This window comes from Mycobacterium simulans (assembly GCF_900232995.1).
In the GTDB taxonomy this organism is placed as follows: domain Bacteria; phylum Actinomycetota; class Actinomycetes; order Mycobacteriales; family Mycobacteriaceae; genus Mycobacterium; species Mycobacterium simulans.
Genome location: NZ_OCVX01000003.1, coordinates 2,823,481 through 2,840,242 on the forward strand (window position 1 = coordinate 2,823,481; position 16,762 = coordinate 2,840,242).

At 65.7% G+C, this 16,762-nt stretch carries 13 protein-coding genes and 3 pseudogenes; 10 read left to right on the forward strand and 6 right to left on the reverse strand.

Annotation, left to right across the window (positions count from 1 at the left end; all coding sequences use genetic code 11):
* The first annotated feature begins 26 nt into the window (after positions 1 to 26).
* The gene (locus tag MSIMFI_RS13610; protein WP_191497593.1) at positions 27 to 1,247 is read left to right on the forward strand and encodes a peptidoglycan DD-metalloendopeptidase family protein; all 1,221 of its coding nucleotides are present in this window, start codon (positions 27 to 29) and stop codon (positions 1,245 to 1,247) included.
* Here the strand turns inward: MSIMFI_RS13610 and MSIMFI_RS13615 are convergent.
* The 4 genes and pseudogenes from MSIMFI_RS13615 to MSIMFI_RS28125 all read right to left on the reverse strand — a co-directional run.
* The gene (locus tag MSIMFI_RS13615) at positions 1,231 to 2,295 is read right to left on the reverse strand and encodes a hypothetical protein (protein ID WP_224770265.1); all 1,065 of its coding nucleotides are present in this window, start codon (positions 2,293 to 2,295) and stop codon (positions 1,231 to 1,233) included. The two genes, MSIMFI_RS13610 and MSIMFI_RS13615, sit on opposite strands and share 17 nt — an antisense overlap.
* A gap of 148 nt (positions 2,296 to 2,443) precedes the next feature.
* Positions 2,444 to 3,124: pseudogene (locus tag MSIMFI_RS13620) on the reverse strand (NAD-dependent epimerase/dehydratase family protein); the annotation flags it as partial.
* Positions 3,115 to 3,903 (reverse strand): annotated as a pseudogene (locus MSIMFI_RS13625) (IS630 family transposase); the annotation flags it as partial. The pseudogenes MSIMFI_RS13625 and MSIMFI_RS13620, both read right to left, overlap by 10 nt.
* Before the next feature lie 76 nt (positions 3,904 to 3,979).
* Positions 3,980 to 4,249, reverse strand: a pseudogene (locus MSIMFI_RS28125) (PE family protein); the annotation flags it as partial.
* A gap of 257 nt (positions 4,250 to 4,506) precedes the next feature.
* Between MSIMFI_RS28125 and MSIMFI_RS13635 the strand changes: the two are divergent.
* The 4 genes from MSIMFI_RS13635 (at position 4,507) to MSIMFI_RS13650 (ending at position 9,172) form a co-directional block, all read left to right on the forward strand.
* Positions 4,507 to 5,421 carry an alpha/beta fold hydrolase gene (locus MSIMFI_RS13635; RefSeq protein ID WP_191497594.1) on the forward strand — a complete coding sequence of 305 codons (915 nt, stop codon included), beginning with the start codon at positions 4,507 to 4,509 and terminating at the stop codon, positions 5,419 to 5,421.
* Between the two features lie 80 nt (positions 5,422 to 5,501).
* On the forward strand, positions 5,502 to 6,341 hold the full coding sequence (locus MSIMFI_RS13640; protein ID WP_191497595.1) for an esterase/lipase family protein: 840 nt from the start codon (positions 5,502 to 5,504) through the stop codon (positions 6,339 to 6,341).
* 39 nt (positions 6,342 to 6,380) lie between these two features.
* Positions 6,381 to 7,796: an acyl-CoA synthetase gene (locus MSIMFI_RS13645; RefSeq protein WP_191497596.1), complete on the forward strand. Its 1,416-nt coding sequence runs from the start codon at positions 6,381 to 6,383 to the stop codon at positions 7,794 to 7,796.
* A 119-nt stretch (positions 7,797 to 7,915) separates the two neighbouring features.
* Positions 7,916 to 9,172: an MFS transporter gene (locus MSIMFI_RS13650; protein ID WP_191498184.1), complete on the forward strand. Its 1,257-nt coding sequence runs from the start codon at positions 7,916 to 7,918 to the stop codon at positions 9,170 to 9,172.
* Here the strand turns inward: MSIMFI_RS13650 and dapD are convergent.
* Complete coding sequence (dapD, locus tag MSIMFI_RS13655) at positions 9,169 to 10,122, reverse strand: 2,3,4,5-tetrahydropyridine-2,6-dicarboxylate N-succinyltransferase (protein ID WP_191498185.1); 954 nt, start codon at positions 10,120 to 10,122, stop codon at positions 9,169 to 9,171. The genes MSIMFI_RS13650 and dapD overlap by 4 nt on opposite strands.
* A gap of 85 nt (positions 10,123 to 10,207) precedes the next feature.
* Between dapD and dapE the strand changes: the two genes are divergently transcribed.
* Genes dapE through MSIMFI_RS13670 form a run of 3 tightly spaced genes read left to right on the forward strand, consistent with a single transcriptional unit; the run spans position 10,208 to position 11,948 of the window.
* Positions 10,208 to 11,281: a succinyl-diaminopimelate desuccinylase gene (gene dapE / locus MSIMFI_RS13660; RefSeq protein WP_186242333.1), complete on the forward strand. Its 1,074-nt coding sequence runs from the start codon at positions 10,208 to 10,210 to the stop codon at positions 11,279 to 11,281.
* A 24-nt stretch (positions 11,282 to 11,305) separates the two neighbouring features.
* Positions 11,306 to 11,551 carry a type II toxin-antitoxin system Phd/YefM family antitoxin gene (locus MSIMFI_RS13665; protein WP_191497597.1) on the forward strand — a complete coding sequence of 82 codons (246 nt, stop codon included), beginning with the start codon at positions 11,306 to 11,308 and terminating at the stop codon, positions 11,549 to 11,551.
* Position 11,552: 1 nt separating this feature from the next.
* Positions 11,553 to 11,948: a type II toxin-antitoxin system VapC family toxin gene (locus MSIMFI_RS13670; RefSeq protein ID WP_191497598.1), complete on the forward strand. Its 396-nt coding sequence runs from the start codon at positions 11,553 to 11,555 to the stop codon at positions 11,946 to 11,948.
* A 134-nt stretch (positions 11,949 to 12,082) separates the two neighbouring features.
* Here the strand turns inward: MSIMFI_RS13670 and MSIMFI_RS13675 are convergent, their stop codons facing one another.
* Positions 12,083 to 14,212, reverse strand: coding sequence for an AAA family ATPase (locus MSIMFI_RS13675; protein ID WP_191497599.1), 2,130 nt, complete (start codon positions 14,210 to 14,212; stop codon positions 12,083 to 12,085).
* A gap of 89 nt (positions 14,213 to 14,301) precedes the next feature.
* On the opposite strand from MSIMFI_RS13675, the gene MSIMFI_RS13680 reads away from it, so the two are divergent.
* A complete protein-coding gene (locus MSIMFI_RS13680; RefSeq protein WP_191497600.1) occupies positions 14,302 to 14,865 on the forward strand; it encodes a TIGR00730 family Rossman fold protein in 564 nt (187 codons plus the stop codon).
* A gap of 55 nt (positions 14,866 to 14,920) precedes the next feature.
* Entirely contained in the window at positions 14,921 to 16,714 is a 1,794-nt protein-coding gene (fadD6, locus tag MSIMFI_RS13685; protein ID WP_191497601.1) for a long-chain-acyl-CoA synthetase FadD6, read from the forward strand.
* Positions 16,715 to 16,762: the final 48 nt, after the last annotated feature.

Sequence of the window (16,762 nt, forward strand, 5' to 3'; positions counted from 1 at the left end):
TCCACGCGACTTAGTGGACACCCACGATGCGGATTCTGGCGGTAACGCGTGCCCACAACGCCGGCGAGACTTTGGCTGATACCTTGGACTCGCTGGCCACCTTCAGCGACGACATCTACGCGATCGACGACCGCAGCACCGACGACACCGCTGCGATTCTAGCGAACCACGCCGCGGTCACCAATGTTGTTCGCGCCCGGGCAGATCTGCCGTCCACACCATGGTTGATCCCCGAGTCCACCGGGCTGGAGCTGCTGTACCGGATGGCCGATTTCTGTCGCCCGGACTGGATGGTGATGGTCGACGCCGACTGGACTTTCCAGATCGACGTCGACATCCGTGAGGTGCTTACGCGCACACCGGACGACGTAGCGGCGCTGATGTGTCCGATGGTTTCCCGCTGGGATGATCCGGAATACCCGGACATGGTGCCGGTGATGGGCACCGCCGAGGCGCTGCGCGGGCCGTTTTGGCGTTGGTACCCGGACCTGTATGCGGGACCCAAGTTGCTGCACAATACGCACTGGCCGGCCAACATCACCGATCACGGTCGGATAGGGCAGCTGGACGGAATCCGCTTGACGCACAACGGCTGGTCGACGCTGGAGGAACGGATCTCGCGAGTCAGGCACTACATGCGACTCGATCCGGATTTTCGGCACAACTTCGGTGTGGCCTATGATCGATCCCTGTTGTTCGGCTACGCACTCGACGAGGTCGGCCTCCTCACAGCGGACTACCAGCGGCGAGTGCGCGGCGACTTCGACTGGATCGAGCCGTGTGCACGGCTGCCGATCGAGGCGGAGCCACGCGCGATTGGCCGCGGATACGGACCTCGCGTGGACGGTTTCCATCCGGGCGTCGACTTCGCCGCTGACCCCGGCAGCCCGATCTACGCCGTCATATCCGGAACTGTTTGCTGCGCAAGCGATGTCGACCACCTTTACTCGGTGATCATTTCGAACGGCGATACCGAAATCCGCTACGTGTTTCGGCCCGGTGACGACAGACAGATCGCAGTCGGTGATCGAATAAGCGCGGGAACCCGGATCGGCAGCCTCGGCGCGGAACACCAATCAACAGACGGTTACCTGCATTTTGAGACGTGGGTTCGGCGCGCGCACGTCAATCCGCTGCGCTATCTGGGCAACGTGGGGCTGCGGCCCTGGCCGCCGCCGGGGCGGCTACGCGCGGTATCGGGCACCTACCCGCCCGCCACACCATGCACAATCACCGCCGACGAGTAATCTTGGGCGACCTCAGCGCGGCGCGTTGCGCTGTTCGTTGGCGAGCCTCGACCCGTTCCAGCAGACTGCGGCCGGCCCGGATCGTCGAGCGGACCTCCTGCAGCAGCTTGGCGGGATGCTGCAGATCCATGTCGTGCAGTCCTTCGTAGCGGTCGATACCGAAGCCCACCGTCTCGATACCAATTCCGAACGGCAGGGTCAGAGTTCGCAGCGCGTCAAAGTTCTGATAGGGGACGAACGGCTGGCCGGTCACCAGTAGACAACTCGATTGCCGCATATCCAGTGTCCGCGCGGTAAAGGTGAAGGTATCCGCGGAGGTGGCGCGGCGGTTGTTTGGGTCCGGCGACGGTGCTTCGATCAGAGTGATGGGCAGCCCGAGGTCATTGCTGTCTTTGCCGAAGCGCCAGACCATCTCGCCCCGATGCGGGCCGCCGACCCGCTGCCGCCCATGCCGTACCACTTCGCGAGTATCCATCCCGAACGCGTCGGCCGCGGCGGCCGCCAGGAGATCGAATTCGGTACGCGCGCCTGGCGCGCAGGACGCGACTGCGTCGTCTTCGGACGGCAACAGCCGCCGAGAAGCGGCGGCCAGCACGATATGACCGACGCGATTCTTCACAGCCAGGTCCCGCGCCCACCGGGCCCGAAGCATGTTCGAGTAACGTCCGGTGCCGATCACCAGCATGTAGTCGAATGTTGTCTCAGTGGGCCATGATTCATCTGTAAGGCCCAGCTGTTGCGCCAGCGTCGTGATCGTGTGCAGTTGCCCGTCCGATAAGTCCAGACGTGGGATCATCCACCGTGCCCCGCCGTCGGCGTCTTGGCACCGCACCTGCTCCCCGCTCCGACGTGCCCTCGTCCGCCCCCGGTAATCCCATACCCCGCTGAACTCGTCCAGGGAGGCCAACCGGGCTGCCAGATTGTCGTGCCGCGGGAAAACTCCGCCGAACATCGCAACCAACTGCACCAGCGCGTCATGTGCACTCCACGCGTCGATCTCCCCGCGCAGCGACATCAAAAACTCTCCATTCAACTCGCCGCCACGCATCGACACCTCAGCCGGACCGTTCACTTCTATTTCCTTGCTCCCTGAACGCGCCACAACGCCCGCCGCTTGTGGAATGCAACCTTTGACAGCCTAACGGCGGCGAACCGGGCCAAGACGCGCTTTTCCGCCAGGCCCGTAATCGCGGGGATCACCGGGGAGACAAGACGCCGCTGAACCCGTCTTGTTCGTAGGCGTATTGCGGCTGATCCTTCGCCCAGTGGATATAGCGGTCGATGCCATCCCAGATATCGACTTCGGGCCTGAATCCGATGCTCTTTGCGAGATCGATGTTGGCCGGGAAGCGCGCGACTTCGCCGGCGCGTGCTTCGCGACGCGCGATTTTGGCGTCGAACTTTCCGGCGATGTACTCGACGATGTCCTTCACCCGGGTGTTTTTGCCGCTCGCGAAATTGATCGCCTGTCCGCGAAGCGCGGTGTTTTGCAATACCAGGTTGTACGCATTGACGATATCGCTTACGTACAGATAGTCGCGTGTTGCCGAACCGTCGCCGAAGATCGTGAGGTTTTCACCGTTGATGGCCTGACGGACGAGTCGTGGAATCAGCGCACCGAATCGCCCGGTTTTCTGGCGTACCCCGAAGATGTTGAATGGCCGAACAATCGTGACGTCAAGACCATAGGAGCGGTAGTAGGAGTAGCACAACCGATCGGCCGCCGCCTTGGAGGCGCCGTCGGGGCTGTTCGGTTTCAGCTCCGCTCTCTCGTCAAGAAGCTCGCCCTCCTTCAGATTGTGTCCGTCGCCGTACACTTCGCAGGTTGACACGTAGATCAACCGGTTCTTGTAGCGCCGTACCGCCTCTAGTGTCCTGAGTCATTAATTCGTTTGCAGTAGTTGGCGACTGATTCGAGGATCTGGTCGGCGGTCTTGGTCCAGACGTAGGGCTTGGGATCGTCGTTCCAGTGCTCGATCCAGGCGCGGATGTCGGCGTTGAGTTGGCGGACTGAGGTGTGGGTGCCGCGGCGCAGTTTCTTGGTGGTCAGTTCGGCGAACCAGCGTTCGACGAGGTTGAGCCACGATGAGCTGGTCGGGGTGAAGTGCAGGACGAACCGGGGATGGTTGGTCAGCCAGCGCTTCACCGCGGGCGTCTTGTGGGTGGAGGCGTTGTCGAGTACGACGTGGCAGTCCAGATCGTCGGGCACTTCGGCGTCGATCTTCTTCAGGAACGCCAGGAACTCCTGAGACCGGTGACGGGCATGCAGTGAGCCGATGACCTTGCCGGTGGCCAGATCCAACGCGGCGTACAGGCTGGAGGTGCCGTGGCGGACGTAGTCGTGAGTGGCTCGTGCGGGGGTGCCGGGCAGCATCGGAAACACCGGCGCGGTGCGGTTGAGCGCCTGGATCTGGGTCTTTTCGTCCACGCAGAGCACCATGGCCCGCTCGGGCGGATCGAGGTAGAGCCCGACGATGTCGCGGACCTTGGCCACGAACAGCGGATCTTTGGACAGCTTCCACGAATCCTGTTTGTGCGGAGCCCGCCCCACCAGCCTGGCCAGCGGCACCAGCCGCGCCGCTGCCACCGCTGCCGAACAGCAGCCCGCCGTCGCCGCCAGCCCCACCGGGGACGGTTGCGTCGGCACCGTTGCCGATGATCGGCCGGCCGAATAATGCCTGGGTGGGCGCGTTGATCGCGCCGAGCAGGTGCTGCTCGGCGTTGGTCAGCTCGGTCGCCAGATAGGAGCCTGTCCCGGCATCCAACGCCTGCACGAACTGTTGGTGAAAGCTCATCGCCTCGGCGCTCACCGCCTGATATTCCTGACCGTGTAAGCCGAACAACGCCGCGATCTGGGCGGAGATCTCATCACCGGCGGCGGGAAGCAGCGCCGTGGTCGCCCGCGCCGCCGCTTTGTTGGCCGCGCTCACAGCCGAACCGATGCGGGCCAAATCCTGAGAGGCCGCCGCGATCAAATCCGGAGAGACCGCTACAAACGACATCGAGCGACTCCCAACGTCCCACGGCGAGCGTGAAATATAGCGATCGCCTTACCGTCCGAACTGACCCGGGCAAGTATTGACATGTGTCTTGACATGTGTCAATACGCATCATAGTCACTGGCTAGCTAGGACGTCTTTGTCTTTTGGCCGGGAGGCAAAATGTGTCGAGATAGCCAGCATCGGTGCTAACCGCCGTGAAACTCGGAGAGTTCACCAGAATGTGCACCACAGCGTCCCTGCGTGCGATGCTCTCCGGCATGTCCGTAGCTATTGCCCGACCCAAGCTCGAAGGAAACATCGCCGTCGGCGACGACCGTCGGATCGGATTTGCCGAGTTCGGCGCCCCGCAGGGACGTGCGGTCTTCTGGCTGCACGGCACCCCCGGCGCGCGCCGGCAAATTCCGACCGAGGCCCGCGTCTACGCCGAACACCACAACGTCCGCCTGATCGGCGTCGACCGCCCCGGAATCGGCTCCTCGACGCCGCACCAATACGAGACCATTTCCGCCTTCGCCGACGACCTGCGAACCATCGCGGACACGCTCGGGATCGACAAGATGGCGGTCGTCGGCCTATCAGGCGGCGGTCCGTACACCCTGGCCTGCGCCGCGGGCCTGCAAGACCGGGTGGTGGCGGCCGGTGTGCTCGGCGGCGTGGCACCGACGTGCGGTCCCGATGCGATCAGCGGCGGTCTGATGACCCTTGGTTTGCGGGTCGCGCCGCTACTTCGAATGGGAGGAAGTCCCCTGCGGCTCGGCGCGAGCATGCTGATCCGGGCGGCTCGCCCCGTCGCGTCGCCCGCGCTCGACGTATATGCGCTGCTCTCGCCCCAAGCCGACCGGCATCTGCTGGCCCGTCCCGAGTTCAAGGCCATGTTCCTCGACGACTTGCTCAATGGCAGCCGCAAGCAGCTGGCCGCCCCGTTCGCCGACGTCATCGCCTTTGCCCGCGACTGGGGATTTCGACTCGACGAGGTGAAAGTCCCGGTTCGCTGGTGGCACGGCGACCACGACCACATCATCCCGTTCTCCCACGGCGAGCACGTCGTTTCCCGGCTGCCCGACGCCGAGCTGTACCACTTGCCCGGCGAGAGTCATCTCGCCGGGCTGGGCCGCGGCGAGGAGATACTGGCCACCCTGATGAAGATTTGGGACAGCGACTTGCGCAAATGACCCGTTTGTGACCAGGCTCGCATAACTGGCCCTGAGCTGCGTGTGTCGCTATTTGTGACCACTGGCCGCCGCGATATGACATGCTGATGCGCGTGTCAGAGCTTGTTGATCGTCCATCCGAACCCCCCGCATGGTTTCTCTACCTGACCGACATACCGCGGGCCGGGATCGAGTACGGGCAATTGCTCAGCGTGCTCCCGCTGCAGCGGGTGCTACCGGTTGGTGACGGGCATCCGGTCCTGGTGCTGCCCGGCCTGCTGGCTGGTGACGGTTCCACCTGGATACTGCGGCGGATATTGCGCCGCCTCGGGTATCGGGCATATGGCTGGGGGCTCGGCCGCAACATCGGCCCCACTGCCAAAGCGGTGGACGGGATGACCGACCTCCTCGACAAGCTGCACACCCGATACGACTCTCCGGTCAGCCTGATCGGCTGGAGCCTGGGCGGCATTTTCGCGCGGAATCTGGCCCGCAATTATCCGTCGGCGGTGCGCCAGGTGATCACGCTCGGCAGCCCGTTTGGCATGCGGGACGGCAGCGAATCGCGTTCCACGTGGAGTTTCAACCGCTACGCACACCTGCACGCCGAGCGGCACGAGTTGCCGCTGGAATCGGAAAGCCAAGCCCTGCCGGTGCCGACCAGCGCGATCTATTCGCGCCTCGACGGCATGGTCGCTTGGCAGACGTGTATGAACCCGGCAGCCGAGCGCGCGGAAAATATCGCGGTGCGGAGCAGTCACATCGGTTACGGCCACAATCCGCCCGTGGTTTGGGCAATCGCAGACCGGCTGGCGCAGCCACAGGGCGAATGGGCGCCGTTCCAGGCGCCAGCGGTGCTGCGGCCATTTTTCCCGCGGCCGGACACGCCGCCACGGCGGGACGCGGCCGACACTATGCGGTTGCGACGCAACCCAGCCTGACGCGACAGGTCCATCGGGGACGCAGGTAGCCTGCCTCACGTGCTGCTGGCTTCGCTGAATCCCTCGGTCGTCAACACCAACGACATCTCCGACGCGGTGCGCATCGACGGCGCCGCGCTGAGCCGCAGCGACCTCGTCGGTGCGGCAACCTCAGTGGCCGAACGGGTCGCCGGCGCCCACCGGGTCGCGGTGCTGGCCGCGCCGACGGCGTCGACGGTGCTGGCGATCACCGGCTGCCTGATTGCCGGTGTGCCCGTCGTCCCGGTACCTGCCGACGTCGGCGTGGCCGAACGCCGGCATATGCTGACCGATTCCGGCGCGCAGGCGTGGCTGGGCCCGGCGCCTGAGGACGCCGAGGGGCTGCCGCACATACCGGTGCGTTTGCACGCCCGTTCCTGGCACCGCTACCCCGAGCCGTCACCCGACGCCGTCGCAATGGTGGTTTACACCTCGGGCACCACCGGACCGCCCAAAGGCGTGCAATTGAGCCGTCGCGCGATCGCAGCCGACCTGGACGCGTTGGCCGAAGCCTGGCAATGGACCGCCGACGACGTTTTGGTGCATGGTTTGCCGCTGTATCACATTCACGGTCTGGTGCTGGGCTTGCTCGGATCGCTGAGATTCGGAAATCGCCTGGTACACACCGGGAAACCGACGCCAGCCAACTACGCTCAGGCCGCTTCGGAAGCCAACGGCTCGCTGTATTTCGGGGTGCCGACGGTGTGGTCGCGGGTGGTGGCCGATCATGCTGCTGCCGAGGCACTCAGATCGGCGCGGCTACTGGTGTCGGGGAGTGCCGCACTACCTGTGCCGGTGTTCGACCGGCTAGAGCAGCTCGCCGGGCATCGGCCCATCGAGCGGTATGGCGCTTCGGAGTCATTGATTACGGTGTCGACGCGGGCCGACGGCGAACGTCGGCCGGGTTGGGTGGGCCTGCCGCTGACCGGTGTACAGACCCGACTGGTCGACGACAACGGCGATCCGGTTCCGCATGACGGGCAAACCGTTGGAAGGCTTCATGTAACCGGCCCGACGCTGTTCGACGGCTACCTAAATCGTCCGGAAGCCACTGCCGAGGCGGTCGACGCCGACGGTTGGTACCACACCGGCGACGTCGCGGTCATCGACGGTGGTGGCATGCACCGCATCGTGGGACGCGAGTCGGTCGACCTGATCAAATCGGGTGGATACCGCATCGGCGCAGGCGAAATCGAGACGGTGCTGCTCGGTCATCCGGATGTGGCGGAGGCGGCCGTCGTCGGACTGCCCGACGAGGATTTGGGCCAGCGTATCGTCGCCTACGTTGTCGGACCGGCTGGCCAAGATGAGCTGATTCAGTATGTCGCCCAACAGCTTTCGGTGCACAAGCGGCCACGCGAGGTGCGCATCGTGGATGCGCTGCCGCGCAACGCACTGGGCAAGGTCCTCAAGAAGCAATTGCTTGCGGAGGGCTAAGAGCCGCCTACACAGCATCTTGGCAGCATCTTCCCGGGACGAGGCCACAGTAGGGCCAGATATCGTGATTTACCGTGACACTCGTTGGGACGATTAGCCCCAGCCCGGCGGTCACATCGATGAAACGCGTGGCGGTCGCCTGCCTTGTCGGCTCGGCAATCGAGTTCTACGACTTCCTCATCTACGGCACTGCGGCGGCGCTGGTGTTTCCCACCGTATTCTTTCCGCACCTCAGTCCGGCGGTGGCCACCGTGGCATCGATGGGAACGTTTGCCGCGGCGTTTATCTCCCGCCCCCTCGGCGCGGGTGTCTTCGGATACTTCGGGGACCGCCTGGGCCGCAAGAAGACCCTGGTCGCCACGCTGTTGGTGATGGCGCTATCCACCGTGACCGTGGGATTGGTTCCCAGCGCGGCGACGATCGGTGGGGCAGCCCCACTGATCCTGACTGTGCTGCGGTTGTTACAAGGATTTGCCCTCGGTGGCCAGTGGGCCGGGTCTGCGTTGTTGAGCGCCGAATCGGCCCCCGCTGCCAAACGCGGCCTGTTTGGCATGTTCACCCTCGTCGGTGGTGGCATCGCGCTGATACTGGGCAGCCTGACGTTTCTGGGTGTGACCTACACCGTCGGCGAAAGCAGCCCGGCATTTATGCAGTGGGGCTGGCGCATACCGTTTTTGATTAGTGCGGTGCTGATCGTCATCGCCCTGTATGTGCGACTCAACATCAACGAGACACCGGTGTTCGCGCGTGAAAAAATCAGGCCGAATGTGCCCGTCGTCGAAGTGCTGCGCAGACAACGCCGTGAAATGATCTTGGCCGCGGGCAGCACTATGACCTGTTTTGGCTTCGTCTACCTGGCCAGCGCCTATCTCGCCAGTTATGCCCACGCAAACCTGGGGTATTCGCGCAGTCTCATCTTGTTCGACGGTGTGCTGGGTGGGTTGACGTGCATTGTGTTCGGTGCGTTCGCGGCCGTGCTCAGCGATCAAGTTGGCCGGCGACGCATCGTGTTGATCGCCTGGGCGGCGGCGCTGCCTTGGTCATTTGTGGTCATGCCGCTCATCGATTCCGGTGACCCCACCCTGTTTGCCGTGGCGCTCGTCGGCATGTATGCCATCGCGTCGTTTGGTTACGGTCCTGTGCCGGCGTTCCTGCCCGAACTGTTCGCGACTCGGTGGCGCTACACGGGCACGGCGCTCTCCGTCAATCTGGCGGGCATCGTTGGCGGCACGCTGCCGCCGTTGCTCGCAGGCACGTTGGCGGCAACCTGTGGCAGCTGGGCGATCGGGCTCATGCTGGCCGGGTTTGCGGTTACCAGCCTGGTGTGCACGTACCTGTTGCCCGAAACCGCCGGAACAGCGCTGGCCAGCAGTTAGTTGGCGTGCAGATCTTCGTTGAGCTCGATGCCCTGGCCGTCGCGGGCCACCACCTCGACCGCGCCGGTCACGGAGTTGCGTCGGAACAGCAGATTGCTGCTGCCGGAGAGTTCACGCGCCTTGACTGAGTTGCCGTCGGGCGTGGTGACCTTGGTGCCGGCGGTGACGTACAGCCCGGCCTCGACGACACAGTCGTCGCCCAGGGAGATGCCCAAGCCGGAATTGGCGCCGAGCAGACAGCGCTTGCCGATCGAAATGACTTGTGTGCCACCGCCGGACAGCGTTCCCATGATCGATGCCCCGCCACCGATGTCCGAGCCGTCGCCCACCACCACGCCCGCCGAGATACGACCCTCCACCATCGACGCGCCCAGGGTGCCGGCGTTGTAGTTGACGAAGCCCTCGTGCATCACAGTGGTGCCGGGCGCCAGGTGGGCGCCCAGTCGTACCCGGTCGGCATCGGCGATGCGCACCCCGGAGGGCATGACGTAGTCGACCATTCGAGGGAACTTGTCAACGCCGTACACCGTCACCGGTCCGTGGCGGCGTAACCGCGCCCGCACCGCTTCGAAGCCGTCAATTGCGCAGGGGCCCCGGTTAGTCCACACCACATTGGTCAACACCCCGAACAGGCCGCCGGCGTTCAGCCCGTGCGGCGCCACCAGGCGGTGCGAGAGCAGATGCAACCGCAGGTAGGCGTCATAGGCGTCGGCGGCAGTGTCGTCCAGCGAGCCGATGACCGTGCGAACGGCAATGGTCTCGGTGCTGCGGTCGTCGTCGCGGCCGACGAGAGCGACCAGCTCCGGGGGCACGTCGGACAACGCCAGTCGCGTGGTAGCGCTGGTGGCCGATTCCGCCAGTTCCGGTGCGGGGAACCAGGTGTCGAGGACCGATCCGTCGGAGGCGAGGGTCGCCAGGCCAATGCCTGCAGCTCCAGTCACGGCGGTCAGGTTACTTAACCTGCCGAGCAGACACAAAAGCCCCCTTTTTGGTGCCGAAGTGGGGGCTTTTGCGTCTGCTCGGCATACTGGGTCCGTGTTGGACTTGCGTGGGGATCCCGTTGAGTTGACCGCGGCGCTGGTCGACATCCCGAGTGAGTCGAGGAACGAGTCGCGCATCGCCGACGAGGTCGAGACAGCGCTGCGCGCGCAGACTTCCGCTTTCGAGATCATTCGTAACGGCAACGCGGTGCTGGCGCGCACCGCGCTGAACCGGCCTTCGCGAGTGCTGCTGGCCGGACACCTGGACACCGTGCCAGTGGCCGACAACCTGCCCAGCCGGATCGACAATGGCGAGCTGCATGGCTGCGGCACCGCGGACATGAAATCCGGTGACGCGGTCTTCCTTCATCTGGCGGCCACCGTGTCCGAACCGGTGCACGACCTGACTTTGGTTTTCTACGACTGCGAGGAAATCGATTCGGCGGCAAACGGTTTGGGCCGTATCCAACGCGAGTTGCCGGACTGGCTGTCCGCCGACGTGGCCATCCTGGGCGAGCCCACCGCCGGCTGGATCGAGGCCGGTTGCCAGGGCACCCTGCGGGTCGTCATCAGCGCCACCGGCACCCGGGCCCATTCCGCTCGTTCCTGGCTGGGCGACAACGCAATTCACAAGCTGGGCGCCGTGCTGGACCGCCTGGCGGGGTATCGGGCACGCAGCGTCGACATCGATGGCTGCACCTACCGCGAGGGCTTATCGGCGGTCCGTGTTGACGGCGGCGTCGCCGGCAACGTGATTCCCGACGCGGCCTCGGTCACGGTCAACTACCGTTTTGCCCCCGACCGGTCGGCGGCTGCAGCACTGCAACACGTCCACGACGTGTTCGACGGGCTCGACGTCCAGATCGAGCAGACCGACTCCGCCGCGGGCGCCCTGCCCGGGCTGTCCCAGCCCGCCGCCAAGGCACTGGTCGAGGCCGCTGGCGGGCAGGTCCGGGCCAAGTACGGCTGGACCGATGTGTCCCGCTTCGCGGCCCTGGGCGTACCTGCGGTCAACTACGGTCCGGGGGATCCCAATCTGGCGCACCGGCGCGACGAGCGGGTGCCGGTCGGCCAGATTACCGCCGCGGTGGACATGCTGCGCCGGTACCTGAGGTGTAGCTCACTGTAGCGCTTCTTGCTACAATCGGCCCACATGCGAACCATCGCACAGCGTGAACTGCGCAACGACAACGCCAAGGTGATCGAGGCCGTGACGGCAGGTGAGACTTTCGTCGTTACCCGCAACGGTGAACCCGTGGCCGAGCTTCGTCCGATAAGAGCCGGTCGGCGCTCCTTCATCTCCCGCGATGAGGTCGCGGCGCTAGCGGCGGCGGCGGTGCGTATCGATCATCGCCAATTCCGCGCCGACCTGGACCGGTCGATCGACCAAGGACTCTGACGTGGCGTCCGGGCTGATCGACACTTCAGTCGTCGTCGACTGGCACGACCCGGCGGTGATCGCCGCGCTGCCCGACGAGATGGCCGTATCCGCGATCACCATGGCTGAATTGGCGGCTGGTCCCCAACTGGCCGCAAGCCCGGTGGAAGCCGCCAAGCGGCAGGCTCGGTTGCAGGAGGTCGAATCGGTACTCGAACCGATCCCGTTCGACGCATCGACCGCACGCAGTTACGGACTCATCGTTGCCGCGGTTGTCCGCGAAGGACGGAAGCCGCGAAGCCGATTCGCAGACCTACTGATTGCGGCGACCGCACATGCCAGTCGCCTCGATCTGTACACCCGAAACGGCGATGACTTCACCGGCCTGGAAGGGCTCGTCCGGGTCGTCACCATCTGAGCCCTCTGACGCTCACGGCGTTAGGACCAGCTCGACGGTGTCCGCGCCGCCGTCGGCGACAACCGTCAGCAGGGGAGCGTTGGGCGCCGAAATGGCTTGTCCGCCTTTGACGCTCACGGGATATCCGTTTGCGATTACGGTTCACGCACAATGCGGCGTGCCTGTGCCGCGGCATCGGCGGCCGCGGCGGCCATCCCGATCGCGGCCAGCTCGTCGGCCACCGCGGTCAGTGCCGCGGCATCGCCGTCGGCCAACGCCCGGGCGTGGCGCACGACGATATTGCCGACGGCGCAATCGATCTCGGCGGCCAGCCGGCTAACCGGGTCCACGGCGCGCAGGTCGCCCAATCGAACCGCGTCATGCCAAGCGCGCAGCGCCACCGCCGACTGTCCGGCCCGCTCGGCGGTGCGGGCCGCCTCCCGGGCCGCGGCGACGGCGCCCGTCTTGTCCCGGGCGGCCGACCTGGCCCAGGCGCGCGCTAGCCCGAGCTCGGGCGCGAACAACGCCGACTTGGTTCCGTGCCGGGTTTCCGCGCGCCGCAACGCTTTTGCGGACTCGGGTATATTCCCCTGCTGCGCCAGCGCGGTAGCCAGCAGCATCAGCGACAGCGGTCCCCACGAGTAGCCGGTGCGTTCCAGGGTGGCCGCCGCCGGCTCGAGTAGCGCCTTCGCTTGGCCGAATTCGCCGTTGGCGATCAGCACATGCGCCAACAGCACCTCCCCGATCGCGCGGCCCGGTTGCTGCAGTTCGGCGAAATCGGTGAACTGCTGGGCGAGTTGCCGGGCCGCGTCCAGCCGACCCGCCATCAAGAGCGCGGTGGTCTGGCCCAGTCCGATGGTGAAGCGCAGCACGCCGGGATGCTCGGCGTCCAGCGCGCGCTGCGCCAGCGGCTCGACGTCGTCGAAACGCCCCTGCCGGGCCGCGCACAATGCGCCCGCGCTGGCCGCCCAGGCCACCGCCTGGTCGTCGGCCGACGGCGACGCCAGCACCTCGCGAGCCATTTCCACGGCGTGCCCGAGGTTGCCCGCGTTCATCGCGAAGGTGGCGCTCAGCGCGTCGAGGGTGATGCGCTGGCTGGCATCCGTGATCCGACTGCGGGTGGTCCGCAGAAACGCGGTGGCCCGCTCCGGTTCGCTGAGCATAAAGAACTGGTTGGCGGCCCGCAGCTGCGTCCAGGCCATCAGCTCGGGTTCCGAAAGCGCGGCGGGGTCCACCGCGGCCAGCACCGCGTCGGCCTCGCGGCCGCGACCTTGGAACCCCAGTGCCTGTGCCAGATGCAGTCGCGCCGCCAGGTCGCCGGAGTGCTCCAGCGCCCAGCGGGCCAGGCGTTCGCCGAGCGCGAGGTCGCCCAGCCGCAGCGCCTCCCGCGCGGCCTCGATGACCTCGCTCACCGGCTGCGGGGCATCGCTATCCAGCGCCAACGACGCCAGCCGGAGCCGGTCGCTGAGATGGTCGCGCGGGTGCTGCGACAGCAGCGTGACCAACTCGGTGCGCCGTCGTCGCGCTCCGTCGTCGCCGAGCGCGGCCCGCGCTCGTTCGGCGAACAGCGGGTGCGCCGTGTACACCACCGGATCGTCCTGTGCGCGGACCCGGGTTTCGGCGGCGCCCCACTCCTCGGCTTGCTCCGCCGCGCCGTCGCCGGCGAGGACGGCGAGGTCGGCCAGTGACAGTGGCTCCTGGACGGCCAGATAGTCGAGCACCGACCGGGCCGGGCCGGGCAACTCGGCGATGAATTCGTCGACCTGCGCTGGGGCCGTCGCGCTGGGCGGTTCGACGTCGATCCGATCCAGCAGGTCGTCGGTCCACAGCGCGGCGATGGCGTCGGGTGCGGGCCCAAAATCCGGACCGAGAGCGGTCACGATCATCCGCGCGGTGCCGGCCAGTGCCAGCTGATACACCAGGGTGGCCGACAGAATGTCGAGGTGATGCGCATCGTCGACAACGAGCAAAAGGTCGCCGTCCGCTCCCAACGACGCCCGGGCCGCCCGCAACAGCGCAGCCGGCTTCCCGATGTCGGCGATGGCCACCAGATGGCCGAAGGCCCCGAATGGGACCACGCGCTCGGCTGGGGTCCCGATGACCCAGCGTGTGACGGTCGTCGGATGCCGGGCGCAGTATCGTTCGGCGGCCAATCGGGCCAACGTGGATTTGCCGACACCGTCGGGTCCGAGTACCGCTGCGCCGGGGCGTGCGGTGTCACTCAGCGAATTGTCCAGCTGCTCCAAGGCAGCGGCATGCTGAGGGACGTTCCATCGAATCGGCACTGCCGAATCTTATTGCTCGCTATGCGCTTTTCACGGTGATGGCCCCAAATCTGCACGGCGTCTGGGCCCTGTGGTCTACCTTTCGGTGTATGCCCGCGAAAAGCGTTGTACCTGGTGCGTGGACGGTGGCTGTGTACTGCGCGGCCGGACCTACCTACCCAGAGCTGTTGGAACTGGCCGCCACACTCGGAGAGTCGCTTGCCGAGCGGGGCTGGACCCTGGTCTGGGGCGGCGGTCACGTTTCGGCCATGGGGGCCGTCGCCTCTGCGGCGCGGGCTCGGGGCGGCTGGACCGTCGGTGTGATTCCCAAGTTGCTGGTGCACCGGGAACTAGCCGACGACGACGCCGACGAGCTGATCATCACCGACACCATGTGGGAGCGTAAGCAGGTCATGGAGGATCGCGCCGACGCCTTCATTGCGTTGCCAGGTGGCGTCGGCACCCTGGACGAGCTGTTGAACGCGTGGACCGAGGGATACCTCGGGGTGCACGACAAACCGATCGTGATGCTAGATCCCTGGGGCCACTACGACGGCCTGCGAGCATGGATGTACGGGTTGGTCGACAGTGGGTATATCTCACAGGTAGCCGTGGACCGGCTGCTGGTGGTCGATAAGGTCAGCGAGGCGCTGGAGGCCTGCGCACCGGCGTGAGCTGGCCCATGCTGAGCGCCGAACTTGACGTCTGGCGAACGAATTGAGGGATTTGGTGTCCGATCGCGACGGTGGCGCGCGCGCAACGGTCAAGCTCACCGATATCGCGTCACGATTGCCGGGCTTGTTGGTCGACACGCCTTCGATCGTGCGCGGAGTGCGGACCGGGCTGCTGAACACGCCGACAACCAAAGTCTCAATCGGCACCGTGTTCCAGGATCGTGCCGCTCGCTACGGTGACCGGGTCTTTCTAAAGTTCGGCGATCAGCGGGTGAGCTATCGCGACGCCAATGCGACCGCCAACCGGTATGCCGCGGTGTTGGCGGCCCGCGGTGTCGGCCCCGGCGACGTTGTCGGCATCATGCTGCGTAACTCGCCCAACGCGGTGCTGGCAATGCTGGCCGCGGTCAAGTGCGGCGCAATCGCCGGCATGCTCAATTACCACCAGCGCGGCGAGGTCCTGGCCCACAGCCTGGGGCTGCTGGAAGCGAAGGTGCTGCTCGCCGAGGCGGACCTGGTTAGCGCCGTCAGCGAATGCGGCGCCTCGGCCAATCCCGCAACTGGCGACGTGCTCACGATCGAGGACCTGGAGCGCTTCGCCGCGACCGCACCCGCCACCAACCCGGCGGCCGCGTCGGCGGTACGGGCTAAAGACGCCGCGTTTTATATCTTCACCTCGGGCACCACCGGATTTCCCAAAGCCAGCGTGATGAGCCATCAGCGCTGGTTGCGGGCGCTAGCGATCTTTGGCGGAATGGGGCTACGGCTGAAGTCCTCCGACACGCTCTACAGCTGCCTGCCGCTGTACCACAACAACGCGTTGACGGTCGCGGTGTCGTCGGTGATCAACTCCGGGGCGACGTTGGCGCTGGGGAAGTCGTTTTCGGCGTCGCGGTTCTGGGATGAGGTGATCGGCAACCGGGCCACCGCCTTCATCTACATCGGCGAAATCTGCCGATATCTGCTCAACCAGCCGGCCAAGCCAACCGACCGGGCCCACAAGGTGCGGGTGATCTGCGGCAACGGACTGCGGCCGGAGATCTGGGAGGAGTTCACGACGCGTTTCGGCATTGCGCGGGTGTGTGAGTTCTACGCCGCCAGCGAAGGCACGTCGGCTTTCATCAATATCTTTAACCTGCCCAGGACCACTGGGGTATCGCCGATACCACTGGCCTATGTCGAATACGACCCGGATACCGGTGAACCGCTGCGCGACGACGACGGACGGGTGCGTCGGGTGCCCGCCGGTGAGCCCGGCCTGTTGCTCAGCCCGGTCAACAGATTCCAGCCATTCGACGGCTACACCGACCCGGCCGCCAGCGAAAAGAAGTTGGTGCGCAACGCTTTCCGCGAGGGCGACTGCTGGTTTAACACCGGCGACGTGATGAGCCCGCAGGGCATGGGTCATGCCGCGTTCGTCGACCGGCTCGGCGACACCTTCCGCTGGAAGGGCGAGAATGTGGCCACCACACAGGTCGAGGCCGCGCTGGCATCCGAAGCGGCCATCGAGGAGAGCACCGTCTACGGCGTCGAGATCCCACGTACCGGTGGCCGAGCTGGGATGGCTGCGGTCAAGCTGCGCGATGGCGCCGAGTTTGACGGCAAATCTTTGGCCCGCCGAGTCTATGGGCAGCTACCGGCTTATGCGCTTCCGCTCTTCGTGCGGGTGGTGGAGTCCTTGGAACACACCACGACGTTCAAGAGCCGCAAGCTAGACCTGCGCCGCCAAGCCTATGGCAGTGATGTGGCGGATCCGCTGTATGTGCTGGCCGGCCGCGACGAGGGTTATGTGCCGTACTACGCCGAATACCCCGAGGAGGTCGCCTCCGGTAAGCGACCGCAGGGCTAGCGTCGCCGTCGAGACTGCGCTGAAGGCGCATTTCGTCGCCATCGGGTA

Coding starts and splice junctions, on each gene's coding strand:
- MSIMFI_RS13610 (WP_191497593.1), top strand. CDS start 27: ATGCGGATTCTGGCGGTAACGCGTGCCCACAACGCCGGCGAGACTTTG.
- MSIMFI_RS13615 (WP_224770265.1), bottom strand. CDS start 2,295: ATGCGTGGCGGCGAGTTGAATGGAGAGTTTTTGATGTCGCTGCGCGGG.
- MSIMFI_RS13635 (WP_191497594.1), top strand. CDS start 4,507: ATGTCCGTAGCTATTGCCCGACCCAAGCTCGAAGGAAACATCGCCGTC.
- MSIMFI_RS13640 (WP_191497595.1), top strand. CDS start 5,502: ATGCTGATGCGCGTGTCAGAGCTTGTTGATCGTCCATCCGAACCCCCC.
- MSIMFI_RS13650 (WP_191498184.1), top strand. CDS start 7,916: ATGAAACGCGTGGCGGTCGCCTGCCTTGTCGGCTCGGCAATCGAGTTC.
- MSIMFI_RS13665 (WP_191497597.1), top strand. CDS start 11,306: ATGCGAACCATCGCACAGCGTGAACTGCGCAACGACAACGCCAAGGTG.
- MSIMFI_RS13680 (WP_191497600.1), top strand. CDS start 14,302: ATGCCCGCGAAAAGCGTTGTACCTGGTGCGTGGACGGTGGCTGTGTAC.